This window comes from Aeromonas sp. s5 (assembly GCF_040907865.1).
GTDB lineage: Bacteria > Pseudomonadota > Gammaproteobacteria > Enterobacterales > Aeromonadaceae > Aeromonas > Aeromonas dhakensis.
The window spans coordinates 21,513-43,741 of the sequence record NZ_JBFOCO010000011.1; the positions used below are offsets into that span (position 1 = coordinate 21,513).

Annotated in this window: 21 protein-coding genes; 7 read left to right on the forward strand and 14 right to left on the reverse strand. The window is 59.2% G+C overall.

The window, feature by feature from the left end; genetic code table 11:
• Nucleotides 1-9: 9 nt before the first annotated feature.
• Nucleotides 10-303 carry a hypothetical protein gene (locus AB5Y94_RS07915; protein WP_368205314.1) on the reverse strand — a complete coding sequence of 98 codons (294 nt, stop codon included), beginning with the start codon at nt 301-303 and terminating at the stop codon, nt 10-12.
• On the opposite strand from AB5Y94_RS07915, the gene uvrD reads away from it, so the two are divergent.
• Nucleotides 291-2,462 carry a DNA helicase II gene (gene uvrD / locus AB5Y94_RS07920; protein ID WP_368205315.1) on the forward strand — a complete coding sequence of 724 codons (2,172 nt, stop codon included), beginning with the start codon at nt 291-293 and terminating at the stop codon, nt 2,460-2,462. The two genes, AB5Y94_RS07915 and uvrD, sit on opposite strands and share 13 nt — an antisense overlap.
• A 116-nt stretch (nt 2,463-2,578) precedes the next feature.
• Here uvrD and AB5Y94_RS07925 read toward each other — a convergent pair whose 3' ends face one another.
• The 4 genes from AB5Y94_RS07925 to AB5Y94_RS07940 all read right to left on the reverse strand — a co-directional run bounded on the left by AB5Y94_RS07925 (nt 2,579) and on the right by AB5Y94_RS07940 (nt 7,002).
• On the reverse strand, nt 2,579-3,751 hold the full coding sequence (locus AB5Y94_RS07925; protein WP_368205316.1) for a hypothetical protein: 1,173 nt from the start codon (nt 3,749-3,751) through the stop codon (nt 2,579-2,581).
• Between the two features lie 20 nt (nt 3,752-3,771).
• Entirely contained in the window at nt 3,772-4,980 is a 1,209-nt protein-coding gene (locus AB5Y94_RS07930) for a hypothetical protein (RefSeq protein ID WP_368205317.1), read from the reverse strand.
• Between the two features lie 131 nt (nt 4,981-5,111).
• On the reverse strand, nt 5,112-5,549 hold the full coding sequence (locus tag AB5Y94_RS07935) for a DUF2846 domain-containing protein (RefSeq protein ID WP_195879528.1): 438 nt from the start codon (nt 5,547-5,549) through the stop codon (nt 5,112-5,114).
• 292 nt (nt 5,550-5,841) lie between these two features.
• Entirely contained in the window at nt 5,842-7,002 is a 1,161-nt protein-coding gene (locus AB5Y94_RS07940; RefSeq protein WP_368205318.1) for a glycosyltransferase, read from the reverse strand.
• Between the two features lie 501 nt (nt 7,003-7,503).
• On the opposite strand from AB5Y94_RS07940, the gene AB5Y94_RS07945 reads away from it, so the two are divergent.
• Nucleotides 7,504-7,986 (forward strand): hypothetical protein, encoded by a 483-nt coding sequence (locus AB5Y94_RS07945; protein WP_025202412.1) that lies wholly within the window; start codon nt 7,504-7,506, stop codon nt 7,984-7,986.
• Between the two features lie 110 nt (nt 7,987-8,096).
• Here AB5Y94_RS07945 and AB5Y94_RS07950 read toward each other — a convergent pair whose 3' ends face one another.
• From AB5Y94_RS07950 to ydfZ, 3 genes are all read right to left on the reverse strand, one after another.
• On the reverse strand, nt 8,097-8,990 hold the full coding sequence (locus tag AB5Y94_RS07950; RefSeq protein ID WP_368205319.1) for a LysR family transcriptional regulator: 894 nt from the start codon (nt 8,988-8,990) through the stop codon (nt 8,097-8,099).
• A gap of 148 nt (nt 8,991-9,138) precedes the next feature.
• Nucleotides 9,139-9,924, reverse strand: a complete 786-nt coding sequence (locus AB5Y94_RS07955) for a hypothetical protein (protein WP_368205320.1) — start codon at nt 9,922-9,924, stop codon at nt 9,139-9,141.
• 279 nt (nt 9,925-10,203) lie between these two features.
• The gene (gene ydfZ / locus AB5Y94_RS07960; RefSeq protein WP_010635475.1) at nt 10,204-10,401 is read right to left on the reverse strand and encodes a putative selenium delivery protein YdfZ; all 198 of its coding nucleotides are present in this window, start codon (nt 10,399-10,401) and stop codon (nt 10,204-10,206) included.
• A 262-nt stretch (nt 10,402-10,663) separates the two neighbouring features.
• On the opposite strand from ydfZ, the gene AB5Y94_RS07965 reads away from it, so the two are divergent.
• Together AB5Y94_RS07965 and AB5Y94_RS07970 are read left to right on the forward strand one after the other, a co-directional pair.
• Nucleotides 10,664-11,164: a DUF1993 domain-containing protein gene (locus AB5Y94_RS07965; RefSeq protein WP_368205321.1), complete on the forward strand. Its 501-nt coding sequence runs from the start codon at nt 10,664-10,666 to the stop codon at nt 11,162-11,164.
• Nucleotides 11,165-11,351: 187 nt separating this feature from the next.
• Complete coding sequence (locus AB5Y94_RS07970) at nt 11,352-12,017, forward strand: hypothetical protein (protein WP_308462875.1); 666 nt, start codon at nt 11,352-11,354, stop codon at nt 12,015-12,017.
• 79 nt (nt 12,018-12,096) lie between these two features.
• Here the strand turns inward: AB5Y94_RS07970 and AB5Y94_RS07975 are convergent, their stop codons facing one another.
• The 4 genes from AB5Y94_RS07975 to AB5Y94_RS07990 form a co-directional block, all read right to left on the reverse strand.
• The gene (locus AB5Y94_RS07975; protein ID WP_005307686.1) at nt 12,097-12,546 is read right to left on the reverse strand and encodes an SRPBCC family protein; all 450 of its coding nucleotides are present in this window, start codon (nt 12,544-12,546) and stop codon (nt 12,097-12,099) included.
• Between the two features lie 78 nt (nt 12,547-12,624).
• Nucleotides 12,625-13,137, reverse strand: a complete 513-nt coding sequence (locus tag AB5Y94_RS07980) for a cupin domain-containing protein (protein ID WP_005307689.1) — start codon at nt 13,135-13,137, stop codon at nt 12,625-12,627.
• Between the two features lie 124 nt (nt 13,138-13,261).
• Complete coding sequence (locus AB5Y94_RS07985) at nt 13,262-13,624, reverse strand: cystatin domain-containing protein (RefSeq protein ID WP_005307692.1); 363 nt, start codon at nt 13,622-13,624, stop codon at nt 13,262-13,264.
• A gap of 103 nt (nt 13,625-13,727) precedes the next feature.
• A complete protein-coding gene (locus AB5Y94_RS07990) occupies nt 13,728-14,384 on the reverse strand; it encodes a DUF3313 domain-containing protein (protein WP_017788679.1) in 657 nt (218 codons plus the stop codon).
• Between the two features lie 270 nt (nt 14,385-14,654).
• On the opposite strand from AB5Y94_RS07990, the gene AB5Y94_RS07995 reads away from it, so the two are divergent.
• On the forward strand, nt 14,655-15,329 hold the full coding sequence (locus tag AB5Y94_RS07995; protein ID WP_005307696.1) for a chromophore lyase CpcT/CpeT: 675 nt from the start codon (nt 14,655-14,657) through the stop codon (nt 15,327-15,329).
• Between the two features lie 9 nt (nt 15,330-15,338).
• Here AB5Y94_RS07995 and AB5Y94_RS08000 read toward each other — a convergent pair whose 3' ends face one another.
• Complete coding sequence (locus tag AB5Y94_RS08000) at nt 15,339-16,223, reverse strand: LysR substrate-binding domain-containing protein (RefSeq protein WP_368205322.1); 885 nt, start codon at nt 16,221-16,223, stop codon at nt 15,339-15,341.
• Between the two features lie 101 nt (nt 16,224-16,324).
• Here AB5Y94_RS08000 and AB5Y94_RS08005 point away from each other — a divergent pair, with 101 nt between their 5' ends.
• Nucleotides 16,325-16,945: a LysE family translocator gene (locus AB5Y94_RS08005; RefSeq protein WP_260752144.1), complete on the forward strand. Its 621-nt coding sequence runs from the start codon at nt 16,325-16,327 to the stop codon at nt 16,943-16,945.
• 96 nt (nt 16,946-17,041) lie between these two features.
• On the opposite strand, the gene AB5Y94_RS08010 is transcribed toward AB5Y94_RS08005, so the two are convergent.
• A complete protein-coding gene (locus tag AB5Y94_RS08010) occupies nt 17,042-18,151 on the reverse strand; it encodes a YeeE/YedE thiosulfate transporter family protein (protein WP_368205323.1) in 1,110 nt (369 codons plus the stop codon).
• A gap of 1,230 nt (nt 18,152-19,381) precedes the next feature.
• On the opposite strand from AB5Y94_RS08010, the gene mgtA reads away from it, so the two are divergent.
• A complete protein-coding gene (gene mgtA / locus AB5Y94_RS08015) occupies nt 19,382-22,144 on the forward strand; it encodes a magnesium-translocating P-type ATPase (RefSeq protein WP_368205324.1) in 2,763 nt (920 codons plus the stop codon).
• Nucleotides 22,145-22,229 lie beyond the last annotated feature (85 nt).

Below are 22,229 nucleotides of genomic sequence, written 5' to 3' on the forward strand. Positions count from 1 at the left end.
CAAATGACTTTATAAGTTGTTGTTTTGATGCCTGTTTTTAGATTTAAATTCTGTGAATAATTGGCTCCAAATGACATTTCTGTTTGTATTCATGAGGTTATAAGCAAGCGTTTTCCTGAAATCGGCTAAAAAGTGGCTTCCAATGGTGCCAGCTGATGGATTTTTCTCTGTGGTCAGGCCTCCGCTCGGGGTAGCAGAGAAGCGGGCCGTGGTGATCACCACTACGCCGATTTGGTCTGCGGCGCCGCAGGTCGTATAATCCCCGCCTGTATAAATAAACAGGAGTGGTGATGGACGTTTCAACCCTGCTCGACGGGCTCAATGACAAGCAAAGAGACGCGGTGGCGGCCCCCCGTTGCAACCTGCTGGTACTGGCCGGTGCCGGTTCGGGCAAGACCCGGGTGCTGGTGCACCGTATCGCCTGGCTGATGCAGGTGGAACGCTGTTCGCCCTTCTCCATCATCGCGGTGACCTTTACCAACAAGGCGGCGGCCGAGATGCGCGGCCGGGTCGAGAAGGTGATCGGCGACGGCGTGCGCGGCATGTGGATCGGCACCTTCCACGGCATCGCCCACCGCCTGCTGCGGGCCCACCATCTGGATGCGGGGCTGCCGCAGGATTTCCAGATCCTCGACTCCGATGACCAGTACCGACTGATCCGCCGGGTGCTCAAGGCGCTCAACCTCGACGAGAAGCACTGGGCCCCGCGCGCCGTGATGGGCTACATCAACGGCAAGAAGGACGAGGGGCTACGCCCCGGCGACATCGACCTCTACGGCGACCCCGTCACCCGCACCTATCAGCAGATCTACAAGACCTATCAGGAGACCTGCGATCGCTCCGGGCTGGTGGACTTCGCAGAACTGTTGCTGCGCGCCCACGAGCTGTGGCTGAACAAGCCCCACATCCTCGAGCACTACCGCGACCGCTTCCAGAACATCCTGGTGGACGAGTTCCAGGACACCAACGGCATCCAGTACGCCTGGCTGCGGATGCTGGCAGGGGACACCGGCAAGGTGATGATCGTCGGCGACGATGACCAGTCCATCTACGGCTGGCGCGGCGCCAAGATCGAGAACATCCAGCGCTTCCTGACCGACTATCAGGGGGCCGAAACCATCCGCCTCGAGCAGAACTACCGCTCCACCGCCAACATCCTCAAGGCCGCCAACAGCGTGATCGCCAACAACGCCGAGCGCCTCGGCAAGGAGCTGTGGACCGAGGGGGCCGAGGGCGAGCCGATTTCGTTGTACGCCGCCTTCAACGAGGTGGACGAGGCCCGCTTCGTGGTCGGCCGCCTCAAGGACTGGAAAGAGAAGGGCGGCCTCTTGGCCGACTGCGCCATCCTCTATCGCTCCAACGCCCAGTCACGGGTGCTGGAAGAGGCGCTGATGCAGGACGCCATGCCGTATCGCATCTACGGCGGCCTGCGCTTCTTCGAGCGCCAGGAGATCAAGGACGCCATGGCCTACCTGCGTCTTATCAACAACCGTGGCGACGACGCCAGCTTCGAGCGGGTGGTCAACACCCCGACCCGGGGCATCGGCGATCGCACCCTGGAGATACTGCGCAATAACGCCCGGGATCAGGGCCAGAACCTCTGGCAGTCCGCCAAGACCCTGCTGAACGACAAGGTGCTGACCGGCCGTGCCGGCAACGCGGTGCGCGGCTTTGTCGAGCTCATTGACACGCTGGAGGAGCAGGTCGCCATGCTGCCCCTGCACCAGCAGGCGGATATCGCCATCCAGCACTCCGGCCTCAAGGCCATGTATCTGGCGGAGAAGGGCGAGAAGTCCCAGGCGCGGGTAGAAAACCTGGACGAACTGGTCACCGCCTGCCGCCAGTACCAGCGGCCGGATGAGCTGGAAGATATGAGCGATCTCTCCGCCTTCCTCGCCCACGCGGCGCTGGAATCCGGCGAGAATCAGGCGGACGAATATGCCGACGCGGTGCAGCTGATGACGCTGCACAGCGCCAAGGGCTTGGAGTTCCCGCTGGTGCTGCTGGTTGGCGTCGAGGAAGGGATGTTCCCCAGCCAGCAATCCACCGAGGAGTCGGGCCGGCTGGAGGAGGAGCGCCGCCTCTGTTACGTCGGCATGACCCGCGCCATGGAGAAGCTCTACATCTGTTATGCCGAGAGCCGCCGCATCTACGGCCGCGAGATGTTCCACAAGCCGAGCCGCTTTATCCGCGAGATGCCCGCCGAGTGTCTGGAAGAGATCCGGCTGCGCACTCAGGTCAGCCGCCCCACCCAGTACGGTCGCTTTAGCCAGAACGAGGTGCAGCAAAGCTTCGACGCCAGCGGCATCAAGCTCGGCCAGCGGGTGCTCCATCCTAAATTCGGCGAAGGGATAGTGCTGAACTTCGAAGGGGTCGGCCAGCAGAGCCGGGTGCAGATCCAGTTCGACGACGTCGGCGCCAAGTGGCTGGTGACGGCGTATGCCAGATTGGAAGCGCTTTGATTTTCCCCGTCTTTTGATACAACCAACCCGGCTTAGGCCGGGTTGGTTGTATCAATCAATGGCATACAAATAACTTCTAACAATCTTATTTAACACATTTAAAATAACTGCTTAAGTCAAGGCAATGGCTTGTTTTCTGTATTATAAATCTGTCTCAAAATTTCCATTATTAGTGGCTCTACAAAATCAATTATAAACAAATCATGCGATTCAGTTATAATATATTCACCAATTTTGTTGTGAGCAATAGAACATCGTGTTCGATAGATCCAATATGCAGATAAATTAGATATCCATTTTTCATAAAGCTCAATATCATTCTTAGATATCAATTTTTTATCTTTAAGTTGCTGAGAAGTATGATCAGTATTTTCAAAAAAATCAATTGCCTCATCCCACTTATCTTTTATGGGATTTGAATCTTTGGAATAATCCTGAAATATACATCTTGCAACATCTTTGTGTTGAGCAGGGATAACCATCAAAGCGCATATCTTGGTAAAATCGTAAGCATGGCAATAAATTATCTCTTTTAAAGAGTCAATTTCCTTATTTGAATAATTTTTAACAAGCTTGCCAAATCCAACAATATCATCATTGAGTTTCTTGATATTCTGAACAAAAATCCAATCAAAAGATAACTCTATTTGATGGTATAGCTTTAGAAATCTTGATATTGAGCTATGTGAGTGAATTGCAGATGTCAATGATTTCTTATGGCTGTCGGAGGGTATTTTTAAATTATCTAATAGTGTTATTTGAGTAAGGGTTGGCCGCATAGAAAATGCTAACTCTTGATGTGAAAAACCGCCCCATATCTCAGAGGTATACTTAAATTTTTGATTATAATCAGCTATGAAATCTTTATTTACAACAACATAGTCATGCTGGAATTCACTTAATCCAGCCGCACGACCTTTCCCATTAGTTTCAATGATAAAGCATGATTTTCTTAAATCCGTAAAGTTCTCCTCGTCTGAATATTGGATTCCCTTGGTAAAACATAGAACTCCAATTACAGAGCCCTGGTATATTAACTCAATATCTTCATTCCTACACGTCCCGGATATTATACCAAAGACTTTCATAGGAACATGGTCATTTACAGCAATCAAGTCCTGTAGACACAATTCAATATTATGAGCTTCATCTTCTAACTCGTGTTCTGCAAGATTTGAGATGATTTCATCTACTTTAGCTTGAGTTGCTTGAGTTGCTTGAGTTGCTTGAATTACTTGAATTGCAGGGAGGCTAGGCTCCCCTGCGATATCTATCACTTCACTCGTCATGTTAAGATCCAGAGAAAGAATTATTTCTGATAATCTGCCGCATATTTCCAGCACTCTTTCAAGTCGACAGCCGCCTCACTATTGAAATACTCTTTCAGACCATCATGAGTTAATTTCCTGGTTGCGAAACCAATATTTTTCTTTCTTGGGTTAAAAGTATCCTTAGCATTCTCGAAGGATAGTATTGCAAGGGGATCGAGGTCTTTATCTTCCTTTAACCGAGCAATTACAGCTTCCAATCCGGAATCAAATCTTTTTGTAAACCTAGGGTTGCTGTCGAAAAATGATGCCATACTGAAATATGCTAACATGGTATTTTCAGAACCTAGCCAATTATATCCTCTTTTCAACTTTTCCAGATCGCTTATTTTTTTTCCTTTGGTGTTCTCATCATATTCGTCGTTATCCATCACACTCGCAGACTCAGCTGCAAAATCTATTTCTGAATAATGATTCCAACACAACTCGTCAATCATTACGAAACTATGGAGCCTATTAAGATAGGCTTTGAATTTTTCTGTTAAGACCTCTTCAGATGCATCTAAAATATCTGAGTCAAACAACTTGGTGACAAGGCCATCTTTTTCAATTTCATGCGAACCAGTTAAATAGGCGTAATAGCTTGTTGCAAGATCACTTAATGGATATTTATTAGGTTGAGTTCTACGAAAACCATCTCGCTCTTTGATTATAGAAATACCAGGAACAGCTTTTTCTATTTCACCGGATAATGATGTAAACAGTAACTCTATTTGATGTCTCATAGACATAGTCTTCTGCCCTGAGTTTAATACGATCATCCGATATATAAGCTTTCCTAAGTCTTTTTCGAGCCAAAACTCCAGCAACAGCTTCGCCTTTGGATTAAATTCAAAATCGTTGTCTTTAATATCCTTCAATATATAGCTTCTTTGTAACCCATCTAAAATATCGACTTGATTTGGCTGTGACAGAGATGCAATTAAAGCCTCCTTGTCATCACAGAGAGAAATTATTTTCTCGACAATATCTGGCTTTACTGAAAGAGTTATCGTTGGCAATAACGCACCTAGTTTAATATCATCAGATAGACGTCTATATGCCTTGTGTGACTCTCTTCTACGCTGAATTAGATAGTCACCAAAAGAACTCCCAATTATATTTAGATATGTTTCAATGTCTGCTTGGCAATATATTACTTTAGTCCCTTGTTTCAGGTCCTCTGCCTGACCGATAAATTCAAGTCCCATGATTTTTTATCCTTGTTCTGTTATTGATACAATCGCACGATTTTAACTAAATAGTGTCAGCAAAGAAATCTAGGGTTACATTCTTTCGAAGCAAGGCTTAACACCAAGTATTAGGAGTTCGTTCCAGTCACTCACTTAACCAACTTGCTCTCCATCACCCCTTGCTTGCCTTCCTCTTCACTGACCTGGCTCAGCTTGGAGCGGGCCATCAGCAGGCCCATTTTGACCTCCTGCCAGACGTAGTAGTTTTTGCCCGCCTCGGTGCTGAGGGTCAGGGTGGCGTCGTTCTCCGACTTGGAGGTGATGGTGTGGCTGCCTGGCGTCACCTGCTTGAGGATATAGCTGTGGGCCACGGTGTCGCCGACCGCCATGCCATCCACCAGCACCGGCATCTTCACGGCCGTGCCGAAGGTTTCGTTGCGATAGATATAGAGGTTGGCTGCATCCTTGGGCGCCACAAACTGCTTGGCCTGCGCGTCTGCGGTGGCATCGGCCATGGGTACGGAAGCACAACCGGAAAGCAGCGCCGCCGACAGCAGGGCAGCACTCATCATTATTTGCCTGAACATAGTGTTTGGTTTTAGTGGGTTAACGGGATTTAAAGGTTCGCATGAGGCTTTGTGGCCGGGCAACCACTCAAACCGCTGCCGGTGTGACGGGATTCAATATTCCGGCAATTAACCGGCATGGTGCGGCACTTGGACTGTGCAGCGAACCGCGGCATATCGCTTGTCATTGATGCCCAAATGGATGCTGACGCTACGCAGGCCAGGGACTTAGGTTCGATTACACCTCGCTGATCAAACCTGCACGAGCTGACAGGGGGTATGGCCACTCAGCGTCTGATATCAAACATGGCCGTCAGTTATTCGAATGCGCTTTTACGTCAGGGTGTTGCATGCTTGCCAGCTCACTCTGGACGGTCTGGAACAAGCTGATCAGGCGCGCTCGATAGGTGTGATGGGCCAGCACTGTCTGTTGCCCATGGGCGGCGATGGCGGCGCGTTCCTCCTCGTGGCTCAGGTAATAGCGACAGATCTCCAGCAGATCCTGCTTGTCACGGAAGATCACCAGATCCTTGCCCGGGGTGAAGAGATGATGCAGATCCTCCTTGTCGTTGGTCACCATGAATCCACCGGCGCCAAGAATATCAAACACCCGCATGGGGAGTCCCGACTCGACGAAGCTGAGTACCAGATTCAGGTTGATCCTGCTGCGTTGAAACAGGCGTGGCATCGCTTGGTAATGTTCTGCGTATCCGCAATAGCTCTCTGTGTGTGTCGCCCACTCCGGGTGTCCATACACGGCGACCCGTTCAAACCGGGCCGCCAGAGCCTGGATACAGGACACCCTTTCTCGATAGGAGTGTTCGCGCCCCAGCAGATACGCCAGTTTTTCATATTCGCTCAGGTAGGGTAGCCCGCTCAGCGGATACACCTCTTTCACAAGCCGTAGATGAGATTCCGTGAGTTGTGCGGTCAGGGGCCGCCCCTCCAGGTGCGCATCGATGTGCCCAATCAGCTCTTCCAGCGTTTGCAGCGGTCCGGGGGCCAGCCGTGGCTTGATGTGGGTCTGGTATTCCGGCGGGGTCAGGTTGGCGATGAAGGAGATATCGTGATCATAACCCGGCTCGGCTGGCAGTTGGCGCTGCTCGTTGATGGCGACCGGCAGGTAGTAGACGTTGCCATTGCCCCGCTCCTTGAGCCTGCTTGCTACGGCAAGGTCGTAGACAAACGTGAAGGAGAGGGGGTTGGAGATGGCGTCATGATGCATGCCATAGCAAGGTGTATCGACCACCCAGGCAATGTAGGGCTTGCGCAACGCTTCGGCCGCTTGAGAGAGGAGGGGGTTGAAGTTGATGCTGAAAAGGTAATCAAAATTGAGAAATGGCAGCCTGGTAAACACCTCGGCAGAATAGGCGATGCGAATCACGTTAAACCCCAACGCCTGGAGCGTGTCCATGCAGTCTCTCGCTATGGTGACATGCTCAAAGCAGAGTACGGTTGCAGCCTGATCCTTCATGCTTGCTCCCCTGTGTCTGGTCATGGAGAGGGGTGATCTTGCAGGCTCCTGCGTCATGCCATTGAGCCCTGTACCCTCGTCATGTCCTGATGACTGTTTTGCTGCCCCATCATGGGATGGGCCTGTTTTTGGCCCTGGCCTCCCGGCTTGTCAAGAGAGAGGGGTCGTCAAGGCGACGTTGTCCATACTGGTCTCAATTGTCCCTGTATAACGCGATGATGAGTCTCGCACGAAGCTTGATGATCAACAATCACCCAGGCAGGGTGTCAACGAGTGACACATCTTCAGATGCGGGTACCCGTCTAGCTCCCCATATGCCCGATGACGCTTGGTCAATGGAACCAACATGTCGCTCTTGGCTGTAACTCGGAGGCAGAAGAGCGTGTGGGCGTAGGCAAGAGGGTCTGCAGGGCGGCTTTGATCACGCCGCCAGCCAAGGCATACTGCCCCGTCACCAGATGGGAGTCATTGATGTCTACATGGATGCCGACACTGCGCCGGATGGGGCGCTGGCTGTTGCGAAAAACGGCGCTGGCGCTGCTGACCAGCCTGCTGTTTCTGATTTCGTTTACCCTGTTTCAATACGCATCCTGGTGGCCTGTATTGGCCGAGGGGACGCCTGTCCAATGGAGCGGTCTCTCCCCCAGTCATACCTTGGCTGAGCTGACCCCGGCCATGCTGGAGTTCAGCGTCGTACTCGCCTGTGTTTACTTGCCGCTGTTTTTGCTGACACCCCGCCCGCTGTTGTTGCCGCTCTTTGCCGGGCTCTGGTTGTGGGAGACCTATGACATCGCCTTTATGACGGCAACCGCGTCGACCTGGCTACCTCACGAGATCATCTGGAGCTTTATCCTGCCCCACACCCACTGGCTGCTGCTCACCCTGTTGTCGCCGCTGCTGCTGATCCGCCAGCTTGGCAGGCGACTATTTGCGGATACATCGGCAACACAGGCAGGGGGCGTCATCCTGGACGGCGGGCGGTAGCCAGAGGGAGCGATCGATGACGCGATCGTCCGATTCCACGAACGTCCGATTACGCTTCGCTAATCGAACCCACATGCAGGCGGGTTCCAACAGGCATCCGCCTGTCGGGCTCACCTCGGCTGAAACGCTTTGACGATAAATTCGATAAAGAGCCGCACGTTGGGGGACTGCTCCTTGTGGAAGGGGTAGACGGCGAACAGGGCGTGGGGGTCGGGTTGCCAGTCGGGAAGCAGTTTGACCAGGGTGCCGTCCGCCAGCTCGCTTGCTACGAACTCATGCGGCACCAGGATCACCCCAAGCCCTTGCACCGCAGCCTGTTTGAGGGCGATGCCGTTGTTGGCGCAGAAGCTGGCAAGACGCATATCCACCGCCAGGCTCTCCTCTGCCCGGCTAAAGCACCACTTGTTGGGGGAAGAGGAGAGGCTGTAGCGCAGGCAGTTGTGATCTTTGAGATCCTCCGGATGGGCGGGCTGACCCGCCTCCTTGAGATAGTCGGGGGCCGCACACAGCATCCGCTGCACCTGGCACAGGGGTTTGGCACGCAGGGTGGAGTCATCCAGGGCGCCTGCCCCCCGGATCACCACGTCCAGCCCCTGATCCACCAGATCCATGTAGGCGTCGCTCAGGATCACCTCGATGCCGATTGCCGGATAGCGGCGCTGGAACTCGCAGACGAGGGGGTTGAGCCGGATCAGCCCGTAGGACATGGGCATGCCGATCCTAAGCCTGCCCCTTGGGGTGAAGGAGGTAGCCATGATGGACTGGTCGGCGGCGTCCAGGCCATCCAGCACGGCGCAAATCTGGCGGTAATAGGTCATGCCGGCTTCGGTGACGCTCAGCCGCCTTGTGGTGCGGTTGATGAGGGCGATGCCGAGAAAGGCTTCCAGCTCGTTGATGTTCTTGCTGACCGCAGCCTGTGAGAGGTGCAGGTCATATGCCGCCGCCCTGAAGGTGCCCATCTCCACCACCCGGCGAAAGACGTTCAGCGCCGTGATCTTGTTCATCCTGCCCCCGATAATTCACCAATGGTAAATGATGGTGCCATCATGGCGCGGTGAATTCACCCAATCCGGTTCGCCGGGCGCCAGGAAAGAGAGATATGCAACAAGGGCGGCAGGGCCTTGACCCGACCGCCCGGTGCCGCGCGAAGGCTTATTGCGCCTTGCCGGGGGCGGGAGGCAGGTTGATGCCGACATCGGCCCAGGGGTTGGTGCCGAGCAGCTGGGCGTGGGGCACGTCGGCCTGGTAGCGCATGGTGAATGCTCTGGGTCCGTGGGCGAAGGCCACCAGCAGCCCCTGTTTTGCATCCATCAACCCGGCGTGCATGCCGAGCCCGTGATAGCTGACTCGCACGGCCTTGTCCTCAAGGCCCACCTTGTCGATCTGGAAGCGGGCGATGCTGCCATCTTGCAGGGTAAAGCCCCAGCGGAACGGCCCGCCGCTGACCACAGTCATCACCTCGTCGATGTCGGTGCCGTCCTCTGCAGAGTTGACGTGCATGCGGCCGTATTTCCCCAGTACGGCGCTGCGGGTGCGCTCGTCCAGCGCCATCAGGTCATAGACCTTGGGGTAGGGGCCGACGCCTGTCTCCTCGGTGGCGACGCCGCCCCCCTGCACCGCGGGCGCACGCCCTGCTAGCCTGGCCTGCTCCAGCAGCTCCCCCTGACTCAGGTTGAAGGCCGCAATCAGGGCGCCGTGCTCCGCTTTGGTCAACGCGCGGCGGTGGGAGGCCTCAAGCAGCGGCCTGGCGGCGTCGGGGATGTCGACGGTGACCACGTTGACGCCGATGGGGTTGAGCGCTTTGTTGGCCGCCTCGACTCCGGTCACGGCGGCGCGACCATCACTGAACTGCACCGAGACCAGGTCACCGGCGAAGGTGTTGAAAGAGAGGGCCGAAGCGATGGTGCCGGCCAGCAATGTAATATGGGTGAGCTTCATACAAGACTCCTCGTTAAGGTTCGAGAAGCAGTCTAGGGCGGTGGAAAGTGCACTGAAATAGCATCAAATGAATATCAAAATTCACTGCTGGTAATCAATCGTATGGGGGATGCCATCCTGCCGCTTGGAGCCGCAGGTGCCAAGGTTGATTGACGCATCCTTGCGCGAACCTGCGTAGAAGCTGGGGTCACATAGGGAAGGGAGATCAGAAACCCGGCCTCGACGGGGCGCGGCGGCCGGGTGAATTGTAAAGAGTAGGGTGACAGGTAACGCCGGGTATCAGCCTAGTCTAATCAACTCGATGGGGGCGTAGCGCTCCCGGGAGTTGGCCAGCAGCACGCACTGCTCGTGCTCGGCCTGATAGGGGGTCAGGTTGTCGGTGTGGGCCTCTTTCAGAACGTCGACGGCGCCGGTGGCGGCGATCATCACCCGCTGACCCGGTGTGAGCGCATTGCGGTTTCGGTCATAGATTTTCATGGCACTCTCCTTTGGTGGTGCCCGGCGACATGCCCGGGCTGCGCGAATCAGCCTACGCCTCTGTAAAAGAGTGATGCATGTCACAGATCAGAAAAGAGCCAAAGAGGGCCTCGGCATATCGGCAGCCGCAGGGGCCGTCCAATCCTGTCGCTGGGCAGCTGGCCGGGGCCGGCATTTTGCGGGGGCGGGCTCGAACAAACGGGGGGATACGCTATAGTGGATGCCGCTCGTGCAACCGCCTTCAACCAACCGAGAGCGCATTATGAATCGTGAGATCGCCGCCCAGTTTATCAAGATGCTGACCAACCTCGACCACTGTCTGGCCAAGGCCGAGGCCCATGCCGCCGCCAAGAAATTCAACGTGGAGAACTTCTTCAATGAGCGGCTCATCGTCGACATGCTGCCGCTGGTCAAGCAGGTGCTGATCTGCTGCGACAGCGCCCGCGCCGTGGTGGCCACCGCCAGCCTGAGCGAGCCGCCGGTGCTGGGGGATGACCCCAAGACCATGGCGGATCTGCGCGCCCATGTGGCCAAGACCCTCACCTATCTGCAGAGCAAGCTGGATGCCGATTTCAGCCAGTATGCGAGCGGCCACTACACTCCCTACTGGGCCGGTGGCAAGGGGATGGACGGCCACACCTGCGTGCACGAGTACGGCATCCCCAACTTCTACTTCCACCTCACCATGACCTATGCCCTGCTGCGCCAGGCCGGGGTCGAGCTTGGCAAGGGGGATTACCTGGGTGCCATCAAGCTGCAATAAGCTGTATTCAGGAACGAAAAAGCCTGCCCGCTGGCAGGCTTTTTTTATCCGCGAACGGGGGCGAGCCAGATCTAGCTGCATGAGCGCTGGTGACGGCTCTGGGCATAAAGGCGTGGTCTTCGGCCCTCGCGCGGTTACAATCCGGCGTCAAAGTAGAAAGGGTAAGAGAAACATGAAGATCCGAGTAATGATGCTGGCGGCCTTGCTGTGCCATGGCGCCGTGCAGGCGCAGGAAAGCGTCGCCGCAAGCTGGCCAGACACCCCCGTCACCCGTCTCAAGGCGCAGGCGCTGCTGCAGACCCTCAATGCCACCCTGCTCAGCAACCCGAGCGCCACCGTCACCCTGCAGAACTGGTGCGCCGACCACCGGATGGCCGGGGAGCCGCGCATCCGCGCCCTGCGTGATCAGGATACCCGCAAACCGGCCGATGCTGCCGTCCGCGAGCAGCTCAAGATCGCGGCCGACGAGCCCGTCGGCTATCGCCGGGTGCAGCTCGCCTGCGGCGATCATGTCTTCTCCGAAGCGGACAACTGGTACGTGCAAAGCCGCCTCACACCGGAGATGAACCGGCTCCTCGACACCAGCGATACCCCGTTTGGCCTGGCCGTCAAGGCGCTCAACTTCAGCCGCCGGACCCTCTCTTCCACCCTGCTGTGGACACCCCTGCCGGCCGGTTGGGAGATGCAGATGCCCACCCTCACCAGCAGTGACCAGCCGCTGGCGATCCCCGAGCGGGTGCTGCAGCATAGGGCCATCCTCTCACGGGGGGATGGCGTGCCGTTCAGCCTGGTGGTCGAGACCTATCGCCGCGATCTCTTCGCCTTCCCGCTGGACAAGGCCCCCGGCCGCTGAGCCCGGATGGTGGTTTGGCGCACAGGCCGCCAGAAATAAAAAAAGCCTGCCGGCTGGCAGGCTTTTTCGTGGGCGTCACTCAGCCCGGCGGGATCTCCGGCTCCACCAAGGCCGCCAGCTGGGCCAGGGACTCCTGCCAACCGAGATAGCACATCTCCACCGGGATGGCTGCGGGGATCCCCTCCTGCACGATGACGAGTTCGGTGCCGCACACTACCCCGGTCAGGATCACGGTCACGTGCATCACCCCCGGCAGGTTGGGGTCGTCGAAGCTGTCGGTGTAGCGAATGCGCTTGCCCGGTTCGAGCTCCAGGTATTCGCCGCCAAAGGCATGACTGTGGCCGTTGCCGAACTGGGTGAACGCCATTCGGAAGTGGCCGCCGACCCTGGCCTCCAGCTGTTCCACCTGGCAGGTGAAGCCGTGGGGTGGCAGCCATTTGGCTAGCGCATCGGCCTCGATAAAGGCCCGGTAGATCCGCATCGGCGGCGCCTTGAGCACCCGATGCAGTCGCACTGTTCCTGTCTTCATCTCTCTTCCTCGTTGCCTTGGGTCCATCAAGGATAGTCGGTTGCGTCCGCTTGCCGACCAGAGGCCGGCCGCGGTGCCCTAGAAGGGGCCGTTGCGCTCGCGCAGCTGGTCGGGCAGGCCGTCGTGGTCCCCCAGCTCGCGCTCGGGTACCGCATCCCAATGCCGCTCACCGATGAAGCGGTTACGCTCGGGGTGCAGGGCGTAGTGGATGTGGTTGTCCGCCCGATCGGTGTCGCCCACGCAGAGCAGCCGCACCGGCTGATCGGTGTTGTTGATGAAGGTGTGGGCCAACCCGTCGCCCGCCTTGAAGCCGACCGAGTCGCCGGGTTGCAGCCGATGGAGCACGCCGTCGAGCCAGACATCCGGAGTGCCTTCCAGCACGTGGACAAACTCATCCTCGGTCTCCTCGGCGTGGGGCCAGCTGGTGCGCCGGCCCGGCGGCAGCAGCTCGTGGTGAATGCCGAGACGGGCAAAGCCGTAGTGTCTGCCGAGGGCACTGCCCAGAGAGAGCGGCTCCTCGCTGCCGGAGTAGCGGCCGGGTTCGGGCTCCTGCAGCTCGCGCCAGTGTTTGATGCTGGGGTGACGGGTCATAGTGGTTCCTTTTCTATGAAGATATGGTCACGGGAAGGGTCATCCTGACTGCCGGAGTGCGGGGAGAACAGCAGAGATTTGCTGGTCAGATGAGCCCCTCTGGCGAGGGGCCCGATGCTCGGGGCTATTTGGCCTTGACGCAAGGCATGGCGGGCAGTTCCCCCTGGGCGGCCGGCCGGGTCATCTGGTAGTGGCCGGCGAGATCCCGATAGACGCGGGTATTCCACACCTCGCCGTTGTCGAGCTGGAAGGCGATGTCGTAGTTGATCCCGGAGACCACCTGGCTGCGCACCTCGAGAATGCGCTCCAGCCTGGCGGAAGTGTTCATGCGCGCCAGCACGCTGGCCAGCGCTGCTTCGGCGCCGGCGTTCGGCAACGGCTGACTCTGCCATCCGCCGGCCATGGGGGCGCACTCCTGCTGTTGCGGAGCCATGCTGCAGGCGCTCAGCAGGCCAGCAACCAGAATGGGAAACAGCGCTTTTTTCATATCTTTTTCTCCAGCCAATAAAGTAATGACCTTATCAACATTCGGGCGATAACGCAGCTGTCATGGCTCCAAAAGCCCCCCTTTTGGGAGGCGGCCGGCCCGTTCAGCGACCCAGGTTGTCGGCCAGCTGCTTGGCGCGGCCGGCGGCCCACTGGTCGATCATCTTCGCCATCTCGCCGGCGGTGATGGGGCTCTCCTTGTGGGTGGTGTCCGGGCTCTCGCGTGCATCCATCACCCGCACCAGCAGCTTGCCGCTTTGGGAGTCGAGCAGCTGGGCCATGCTGCCCACCCTGAGCAGATAGGGCTCCTTGCCGATCACCTCACGGGTGACGTTGATGGCGATCTTGGCGGGCAGCAGATCCCGCAGCTTGGGGTCGGGCCGGGTCAGGTCGAAGTTGGTGATGGCGGCCTGTACCCGCAGCACGCCAGGGCCGGGGGCGGTGGCGATCTTGACGCCGTGGCTCATCAGCTCGCGCTGGAAGGTGGCGTGGTAGTAGCGGCCGATCTCGTTCTGCTCGTTGGCGGTCAGCAGATACCACTGGCCATTTTCCTGCCGGATAAACTGGAGCGGATCGAGCAGCACCTCATTGTATTGGCGCAGATCCACGCCGGGCTCCTTGTAGATGCGCTGGTTGGGGTTGCTTTCACTCTGCTGGAAGGCGGTCAGCGGGATCGCCTGCAGGCTGTGGGAGACCTGGTTCTTCACCGCGCAGCCACTCAGTAGAATGGCCACCATGCCCGCGATTACGGCTCTCTTCATCTCTTGCTCCTGATTGCGCTGCTTGTCCGACCCTGGCATCCGCTGCGCAGGGCATGGCAAGAGAGATAACCGATTCAAAGAGCGCCCACAAGGACAGAATGCGGGGTGTTCAGGCAGGGTCCAGCCTGGCGTCGATGGCTATCCGATTGCCGGGACATGACGCCAATACGATGATTTTGTTTCGGATCGGCAATCATTTGATCAAGGTTGCGGATATTGACGCCGTTCGCTCATATAATCGCCGCCATGACACTGATTCGGAAGGATTCGATGACCAGCCTGATGGCGGCCCTGTGGGGGCTGCTCTTCTCCTGCCTGGCCTGGGCGGCACCCGGCCCCTTCGTCACCACGCCCCCTGACAGCACCACCACGACGCAGCCTGCCAGCATGGAGCCGCTGCTCTCCTGGTTTACCGGCGAGTTCTCCAGCCGCGAGCAGGCCAGCTACGACAGCCGCTTTACCAGCGCCGAGCTGCGGCTGGTGGAGATCTGGCCCGGCTACAAGGGCTTTCGCTGGGTCTATGCCGAGCAGTTCCTGACCGAGCGGGCGGTGCGCCCGTTTCGCCAGCGCATCTATCGCTTCTCGCTGGTGCCCGATGGCCGCATCCTGATGGCCGAGCTGACCATGCCGCGAGCCATCGACTTCGCCGGTGCCTGGCGCCGGCCCGAGCTGCTAGACTCCCTCACCCCGCAACAGCTCTCCCTGCGCCAGGGTTGCGAGATCTGGCTGACTCGCCAGCCGTCGGGGGAGTATGCCGGCCACAGCAAGGTGGGCAGCTGCTCCACCAATTTCGGCGGTGCCAGCACCCTGGTGCAATACCTCTGGATCGGCCCCCACAGTGTGCGACTGCTGGATCGGGCCTATGACACCGATGCCCATCAGCGCTGGGGCAGCCCGGGGGAGGGCTATGTCTATCTGCGCCGGGTGAAGCAGCGCGGCGAATAGGCTTGCCCCCTACAGCTGGTGGCGCTGCTCGATCAGGTAGTCGATGAGCAACCGCAGGCGCAGCGGCAGCGGCTCCCTGGCCGGGTAGAGCAGGTTGACCGGGCGCGGGGCGGGCAGCGCCTCCGCCAGGATCTCCTGCAGGGTACCGCGCTCTAGCTCCTCGCTCAGCAGGGCGCGCGGCTGCAGCAGGATGCCGGCGTGGTTGAGGGCGGCCACCTTGAGGGCGCCGCCGTGGTTGCTGATGAAGGGGCTGTCCCACAGGTGCAGCAGTTCGAGGGGAAAGGCCTCGGCCAGGCGTGACTGGCCGAGCCAGGGGCTGAATCCCAGGCAGTGGTGGCTGGCCAGATCCGCCAGCGTGAGGGGAGTGCCGTGGCGTTGCAGATAGTCTGGCGAGGCGCAGAACACCGAGCCCGTGCTGGCCAGTGGCCGGGCTATGTAACCGGCGTCCTTGGGCTGGCCGATCCGGAAGATGAGGTCGAAGCCGTCGCCGATGACGTCCACCAGCCGATCCGACAGATCCAGCTCGATGCGGATCTGCGGGTAGCGCTCCATGAAGCGGCACAGCAGCGGCGTCAGCCGGTAGCTGCCGAAGGTGACGGGGGCGTTGATGCGGATCCTGCCCGCCGCCTGGCCGGTATTGGCCAGGGTGTTCTGCTCCAGCTCCCGGTAGTGTTGCAACAGGTTCTGGCAGCCGGCGAGGTACTCCAGGCCCGCCTCGGTCAGGCTCTGGCAACGGGTGTTGCGATTGAGCAGGCGGGAGCCGACCCTGGCCTCCAGCCACTTGATGTACTTGCCGATCATGGCCGGCGTCATCGCGAAGCGCTCCGCCACGGCGGCGAAACTGCCCGCGCGGGCAACCTCGACGAAGATCTCGATGGCGGTCAAGCGGTCCACTCTAAACTCCTGGTTTATAAAGCCCGGCGCCACTATGTCTGGCTGGCGTCGCGGCTGTCAATATACTGGGCGGCAGCCAATCCACGCTGGAATCTCTCTCGATGACGCTCGACTATTACGCCCTCTATCTGCTGCTCGCCATCGGCACAGTGCTGAGCCCGGGGCCCGCCGTGATCTACACCATAGGCAACACCCTGACCCGGGGCGCCCGCCATGCCATCGCCGGTTTTTGCGGGGTGGCGGTGGGCATCCTGCTGGTGGCGAGCCTGGCCTCGCTGGCGGTGCTCTGGTTCACCCGCTGGCTGGCCGCGGGCCAGCAGATCCTCACCCTGGGCGGCGCGCTCTATCTGCTCTATCTGGGGCTCAACTCCTGGCGCCAGCGGGCGGTGAGCCCGGTGCCGGGGGCCGGGCCGGCTCGGGATTGCCGTCGCAGCTTCATCAAGGGGGCGCTCATCAGCCTGCTCAACCCCAAGGCGATCATCTTCTTCACCAGCCTGTTCCCCCAGTTCATCGACTTTCAACACGGGGCGCTGGGTCAGTGCATGCTGCTGGCGGTCACCTTCAGCGCCGTGGTGCTGGTGGTGCATGGCGGCTACTGCCTGGTGTTCCACTGGGTGGGGGCGCAAGGCTATGGCGAACGCTTCGCCAGGGGGATCAACCGGCTGTCGGCGGTGATGTTCACCGGCTTCGCCCTGTTGCTGCTGTTTAAAGGACTGCGATAGAGAAGAGGGGGTTGGGGGGCTGCGTGGGATCGGCGCACCGGCGTGGAAGGGGAATCGTGACGGGATGGCGTTTAACCGCGCCATCCCGTTGTTTTATCAGAGCTTGAACAGCGGGCGCAGGCGGATGCCGATCAGGCTGCCGGCGAGGGCCATCAACATCCAGACCCAGCCGTGCAGGCTGCCCGATGCCGTGCCGTCGAAGAAGCCGCCAAGGTTGCAGGCGCTGTACATGGCACCCATCCCCATCAGCAGGCCGCCGATGATGGAGGCCAGGCTGTTGCCAAGCCGCATCGGGGCGAATTGGCCGCCACCGCTGATGCAGCGCGCCAGCATGGCCCCCAGGATCCCCAGCCAGAACATGCCGACCATGGGGTTGATGAAGAGCGGCTGGGCCAGCTTGGGGTGCCCCTCGAATAGACCGAACAGGGAGGCACCGCGCAGCGCCATGTCATAGACGGCGCCAGTGATGGTCCAGGCCGAGCCGTGCAGGGCGACCACGCTGGAGTTGAGCACGGCGATGATGATGCCGCCGGTCAGCACGGTGAAGCGGCCATCGCGCCAGAACAGGTTGCCGCCGCTGAAGAGGGGCTTGAGCTCACCGGTGCGCTTGAGCTCGCTCTTGCGAAACAGCAGGAACAGCGCGGCGACCAGCGCCAGGTTGAGCAGCATGCCGCTCCAGATATTGCCGGTCAGGTCTTTTGCCAGCACCACATGGCTGGAGAAGGTGGCCTCCAGCTCGGGGCGGAACTGGTTGCTGATCAGGGTGCCGATGCCGTAGCAGAGCAGCACCAGCCAGAAGCGGGGTTGCCCCTCGCCGCAGCAGTAAAGGGTGCCGGTGGCGCAGACGCCCGCCAGCTGCATGCCGATGCCGAACAGGAAGGCACCGACGATGAAGGGAATGCCGATGGCCATCACGTTGCCCACCATGGCGTCGCCAAACAGGGCGTGGCTAAAGGAGAGGAAGCCGGTGAACAGCAGAATTTCGATGGCGATGGTGAGCAGGTGAACCCGCACGTAGTAGCTGTTGCGCTTGGTCAGCATCTCGCGCCAACCGAACACGATGCCGAAGCGGCTGAAGGAGAGGGTGAAGCCGAAGCCGAATCCGATCAGGGCCATAAGAGCCCATTTCATACCAAAGGTGTTGCCGAGCCAGAGTAACGCTCCCCCCGCGATTGCCACGATGGGGAGCGACCATTTTCGATTCATGCCTGTTGTTTCCTGTGCGTCATGGATGGAAGCCGTGCATCCTATTCCCACATTGAGTCCGATTCCAGCCCGGATCCGGTGGATGGCCGGAAAATTCGGGCAAAACCCCATCCAGATCAATTAACCCTGTGTTGCAGAGCTAAATGAGGATGAATCCGTTTTCGCGCAATAATTAATATCTCTGCCGTCTTGAATTGGAATTTGATGACGAAAGATGAATTTATATTTTGCGCCACCCAATATTTCTGGGTAGAATCTTGGCGTGTTATCAACAGGTGGAAGGATATTATGGACAGCGACAGTTGTAGCCGATTGCACAGCGCGATGTGGGCTAATCAGAACTGAGGTTGATATCCCTTCTTCTCCCTCACTCTGATCGCTCAGAGTGTGGCATCTAGCGAGTCATCCCGACTCTTGCAACCCAGTCCCGCCGGGATCTGCGTTGTTCCCCGGATTGTTCCACTCCCTCTGCGAGCCATGCCGCCTCGCGCCCCAGCAATTGCACGCCTTGTCACGCGAGCCCTTGGTAATGGGCACGTGTCTGCTCGTCATGGCCGCTCGAAGGTTTCTTTGTGAGCATGGTCAGCCAGGCTGGCGTGAAATAACAGGATGAACCGTGTGTATTGAAGACAATGTTGTTTTCGATAGGACGGGTTGCGAATTTAAATAATGAAAGCCTCTGTCATATATATATTCAAAATATGCCTTGGCGATTTTGAAATATATTCATGGGGTGCGGTTGTTTCCCTGCTGAACCGGCCCATGAGCCGCCGCTCGTTATTGTTCGACCATCATGCCGTTATGGTTGCCTGCCGTTATCCTGATCTTCTTTGTGCAATGAGTCGCCGTCGCGATTCATGCCCTGTCGATAATACGCGCCGCGCGGATCTGCCCGCCGGCGATGACCAGCTGCGCCCTCGAGATGCCGGGCCGGCTTGCTGCAGCCCAACTCGGAGGAACCGCCATGACCGAAGAGCCCGAACCTAGACCCTCGGGGTCCACGCCTGCCCACTCCTGATCCCTGCGGGACGGGATGCGGTGTCCTGACCCCTGATCCGACCTGACCATGCCGGTTGGTACGACGGCAGACATTTGTCTAACGGGCCGCCCTGCGCGCGGCGATTGACCGTGCCGGCATTGTGTTGGGTTCACAGCCTTCGATTTCAGTACTGACGCCAGGCCCGGCCCGCGACAGCGCCCGCTTGCGCGTAAAAATCAGGATAAAGAGTCATGAAACAACAACATACCGCCAGCCGGCACAAGCAGCAGGGGTTCGTCGCCCCGGGCAGCCAGAAGGAGAAGCTCTCCTCCCGGGTGCTCGACGAGGCCGACAAATCCCTCGAGTACACCCTCACTGCCGTGCGCGGCAACATCGACGGCCTCACCGCGACCGAGGCCGCCAACCGCCTGATCCAGTTTGGTCCCAACGAGGTGACCCACGACAAGCCGCCCCATGCGCTGATCCAGCTGCTGCAGGCGTTCAAGAACCCTTTCGTGATGGTGCTGATCGTGCTCGGGCTGGTCAGCTACGTGATGGACGTGCTGATGGCCGAGCCGGGCGACGAGGACTGGGTCAAGGTGATCATCCTCGGCGTCATGGTGGGGCTGAGCGGCTTGCTGCGCTTCTGGCAGGAGTACCGCTCCGCCAAGGCGGCCGAAGCGCTCAAGTCGCTGGTGCGCAACACCGCCACCGTGCAGCGTCGCCCCTCGCCGGGAGTCGCCCCCCAGCGCAAGGAGGTGGCGATGACCGAGCTGGTGGCCGGTGACATAGTGCACCTGCAGGCGGGGGACATGATCCCGGCCGACATCAAGCTGATCGAATCCCGCGATCTCTTCATCAGCCAGGCGGTGCTGACCGGTGAAGCGCTGCCGGTGGAGAAGTACGACACCCTGGGTGCCGTGGCTGGCAAGTCGGCGGAAGGGAGCGCTGCAGCCGAGGGGGGGATGCTCGATCTGCCCAATATCTGCTTCATGGGCACCAACGTGGTGAGCGGCACCGCTCGCGCCGTGGTGGTGGCCACCGGCAGCGACACCTATTTCGGTTCGCTGGCCCGCAACGTGGTGAGCCATAAGCGCATCGAGACCAGTTTCGATCGCGGCGTGAACAGCGTCACCAGGCTGCTGATCCGCTTCATGCTGGTGATGGTGCCCATCGTCTTCATGCTGAGCGGGGTCAGCAGCGGTGACTGGATGTCGGCGCTCACCTTCGCGCTGGCGGTGGCGGTGGGTCTCACCCCCGAGATGCTGCCGATGATCGTCTCCGCCAACCTGGCGCGCGGCGCGGTGGCCATGGCCAAGCGCAAGGTGGTGGTGAAGCGGCTCAACTCGGTGCAGAACTTCGGTGCCATGGACGTGCTCTGCACCGACAAGACCGGCACCCTGACCCAGGACAAGATCATCCTCGAGCACCACTACGACGTGCGTGGCAACCGGGACGACCGGATCCTGCAGCTGGCCTGGCTCAACAGCTTTCACCAGAGCGGCATGAAGAACCTGATGGACATCGCGGTGGTCGAGCACGCCGATGCGCTGGGGGAGAGCTGCAAGCCGGCCAACTACCGCAAGGTAGACGAGCTGCCGTTCGACTTCGTGCGCCGCCGCCTGTCAGTCATTGTGCAGGACGATCTGGGCCAGCAGCTGATGGTCTCCAAGGGGGCGGTGGAAGAGATGCTGGCCGTCTCCAGCCAGATCGCCGATGGCCAGGAGGTGCGGGAGCTGACCGACGCGGATCGCCGCGCCCTGCTGCGCCAGAGCGAGGAGTTCAACGCCGAGGGCTATCGGGTGCTGATCGTGGCGACCCGCGAGATCCCGGCGGGCGAGTGCAAGCAGAGCTATCAGACCCGCGACGAGGCCAAGCTGGTGGTGCGCGGCTTCCTCACCTTCTTCGATCCGCCCAAGGATTCGGCCGCGCCGGCCATCCGCGCACTGAACGACTACGGGGTGGCGGTCAAGGTGCTGACCGGCGACAACCCCATCATCACCAGCAAGGTGTGTCGTGATGTGGGGCTGGCGCCCGGCGTGCCGCTGCTCGGCAAGGATATCGAGGGGATGGACGACGTGGCGCTGTGCGAGGCGGTCAAGCAGACCACCATCTTCGCCAAGCTCACCCCGCTGCAGAAGTCGCGGGTGGTGAAGGCGCTGCAGGCCAACGGCAATACCGTGGGTTTCCTCGGTGACGGCATCAACGATGCGCCGGCGCTGCGGGATGCAGACGTGGGGATCTCGGTGGACAGCGGTGCCGACATCGCCAAGGAGACCGCCGACATCATCCTGCTGGAGAAGAGCCTGATGGTGCTGGAGGAGGGGGTGATCAAGGGGCGAGAGACCTTTGGCAACATCTTGAAGTACCTCAACATGACCGCCAGCTCCAACTTCGGCAACGTCTTCTCGGTGCTGGTGGCCTCCGCCTGGCTGCCCTGGGCGCCAATGCTGGCGATGCAGATGCTGATCCAGAATCTGGTGTACGACGTCTCCCAGATGTTGCTGCCGTGGGACAAGATGGACCCCGAGTTCCTCAAGCGGCCGCGCAAGTGGGAGGCGAGCAACATCAAGCGCTTCATGCTGTGGCTCGGCCCGACCTCGTCGGTGTTCGATATCAGCACCTACTGCCTGATGTGGTTCGTGTTCGGGGCTGGCGCCCTCTATGCCACCGCCAACGGCAGCATGGATCCGCTGGTCAACGGTCAGGCCATCATGAACTCCGGCTGGTTTATCGAGGGGCTGGTGTCACAGACCCTGGTGGTGCATATGCTGCGTACCCGCAAGATCCCCTTCCTGCAGAGTACCGCCACCCTGCCGGTGCTGCTCTCCACCTCGATCGCCATCGCCATCGGCTGCTACCTGCCGTTCTCGCCGCTGGCTGAGCACTTCGGCTTCATCACTCTGGATGGGCCCAAGTACTTCATGTGGCTGGTGATCACCATGCTGGCCTACATGGGGCTGGCCCAGACCGTCAAGACCCTCTACATCAAGCGCCACGGTCAGTGGTTCTGATGAAGGGTGAGTGAGAGGGCCGGTTACCCGGCCAGGAGCAATGAACGCAAAGAGGGATGGCCCGGGCCATCCCTCTTTTTCATGG

Bases quoted from the DNA above. Each gene is read 5' to 3' on its own strand.
- uvrD (WP_368205315.1), top strand. From the start codon at position 291: ATGGACGTTTCAACCCTGCTCGACGGGCTCAATGACAAGCAAAGAGAC.
- AB5Y94_RS07925 (WP_368205316.1), bottom strand. From the start codon at position 3,751: ATGACGAGTGAAGTGATAGATATCGCAGGGGAGCCTAGCCTCCCTGCA.
- AB5Y94_RS07930 (WP_368205317.1), bottom strand. From the start codon at position 4,980: ATGGGACTTGAATTTATCGGTCAGGCAGAGGACCTGAAACAAGGGACT.
- AB5Y94_RS07935 (WP_195879528.1), bottom strand. From the start codon at position 5,549: ATGTTCAGGCAAATAATGATGAGTGCTGCCCTGCTGTCGGCGGCGCTG.
- AB5Y94_RS07940 (WP_368205318.1), bottom strand. From the start codon at position 7,002: ATGAAGGATCAGGCTGCAACCGTACTCTGCTTTGAGCATGTCACCATA.
- AB5Y94_RS07945 (WP_025202412.1), top strand. From the start codon at position 7,504: ATGGGGCGCTGGCTGTTGCGAAAAACGGCGCTGGCGCTGCTGACCAGC.
- AB5Y94_RS07950 (WP_368205319.1), bottom strand. From the start codon at position 8,990: ATGAACAAGATCACGGCGCTGAACGTCTTTCGCCGGGTGGTGGAGATG.
- AB5Y94_RS07955 (WP_368205320.1), bottom strand. From the start codon at position 9,924: ATGAAGCTCACCCATATTACATTGCTGGCCGGCACCATCGCTTCGGCC.
- ydfZ (WP_010635475.1), bottom strand. From the start codon at position 10,401: ATGAAAATCTATGACCGAAACCGCAATGCGCTCACACCGGGTCAGCGG.
- AB5Y94_RS07965 (WP_368205321.1), top strand. From the start codon at position 10,664: ATGAATCGTGAGATCGCCGCCCAGTTTATCAAGATGCTGACCAACCTC.
- AB5Y94_RS07970 (WP_308462875.1), top strand. From the start codon at position 11,352: ATGATGCTGGCGGCCTTGCTGTGCCATGGCGCCGTGCAGGCGCAGGAA.
- AB5Y94_RS07975 (WP_005307686.1), bottom strand. From the start codon at position 12,546: ATGAAGACAGGAACAGTGCGACTGCATCGGGTGCTCAAGGCGCCGCCG.
- AB5Y94_RS07980 (WP_005307689.1), bottom strand. From the start codon at position 13,137: ATGACCCGTCACCCCAGCATCAAACACTGGCGCGAGCTGCAGGAGCCC.
- AB5Y94_RS07985 (WP_005307692.1), bottom strand. From the start codon at position 13,624: ATGAAAAAAGCGCTGTTTCCCATTCTGGTTGCTGGCCTGCTGAGCGCC.
- AB5Y94_RS07990 (WP_017788679.1), bottom strand. From the start codon at position 14,384: ATGAAGAGAGCCGTAATCGCGGGCATGGTGGCCATTCTACTGAGTGGC.
- AB5Y94_RS07995 (WP_005307696.1), top strand. From the start codon at position 14,655: ATGACCAGCCTGATGGCGGCCCTGTGGGGGCTGCTCTTCTCCTGCCTG.
- AB5Y94_RS08005 (WP_260752144.1), top strand. From the start codon at position 16,325: ATGACGCTCGACTATTACGCCCTCTATCTGCTGCTCGCCATCGGCACA.
- AB5Y94_RS08010 (WP_368205323.1), bottom strand. From the start codon at position 18,151: ATGAATCGAAAATGGTCGCTCCCCATCGTGGCAATCGCGGGGGGAGCG.
- mgtA (WP_368205324.1), top strand. From the start codon at position 19,382: ATGAAACAACAACATACCGCCAGCCGGCACAAGCAGCAGGGGTTCGTC.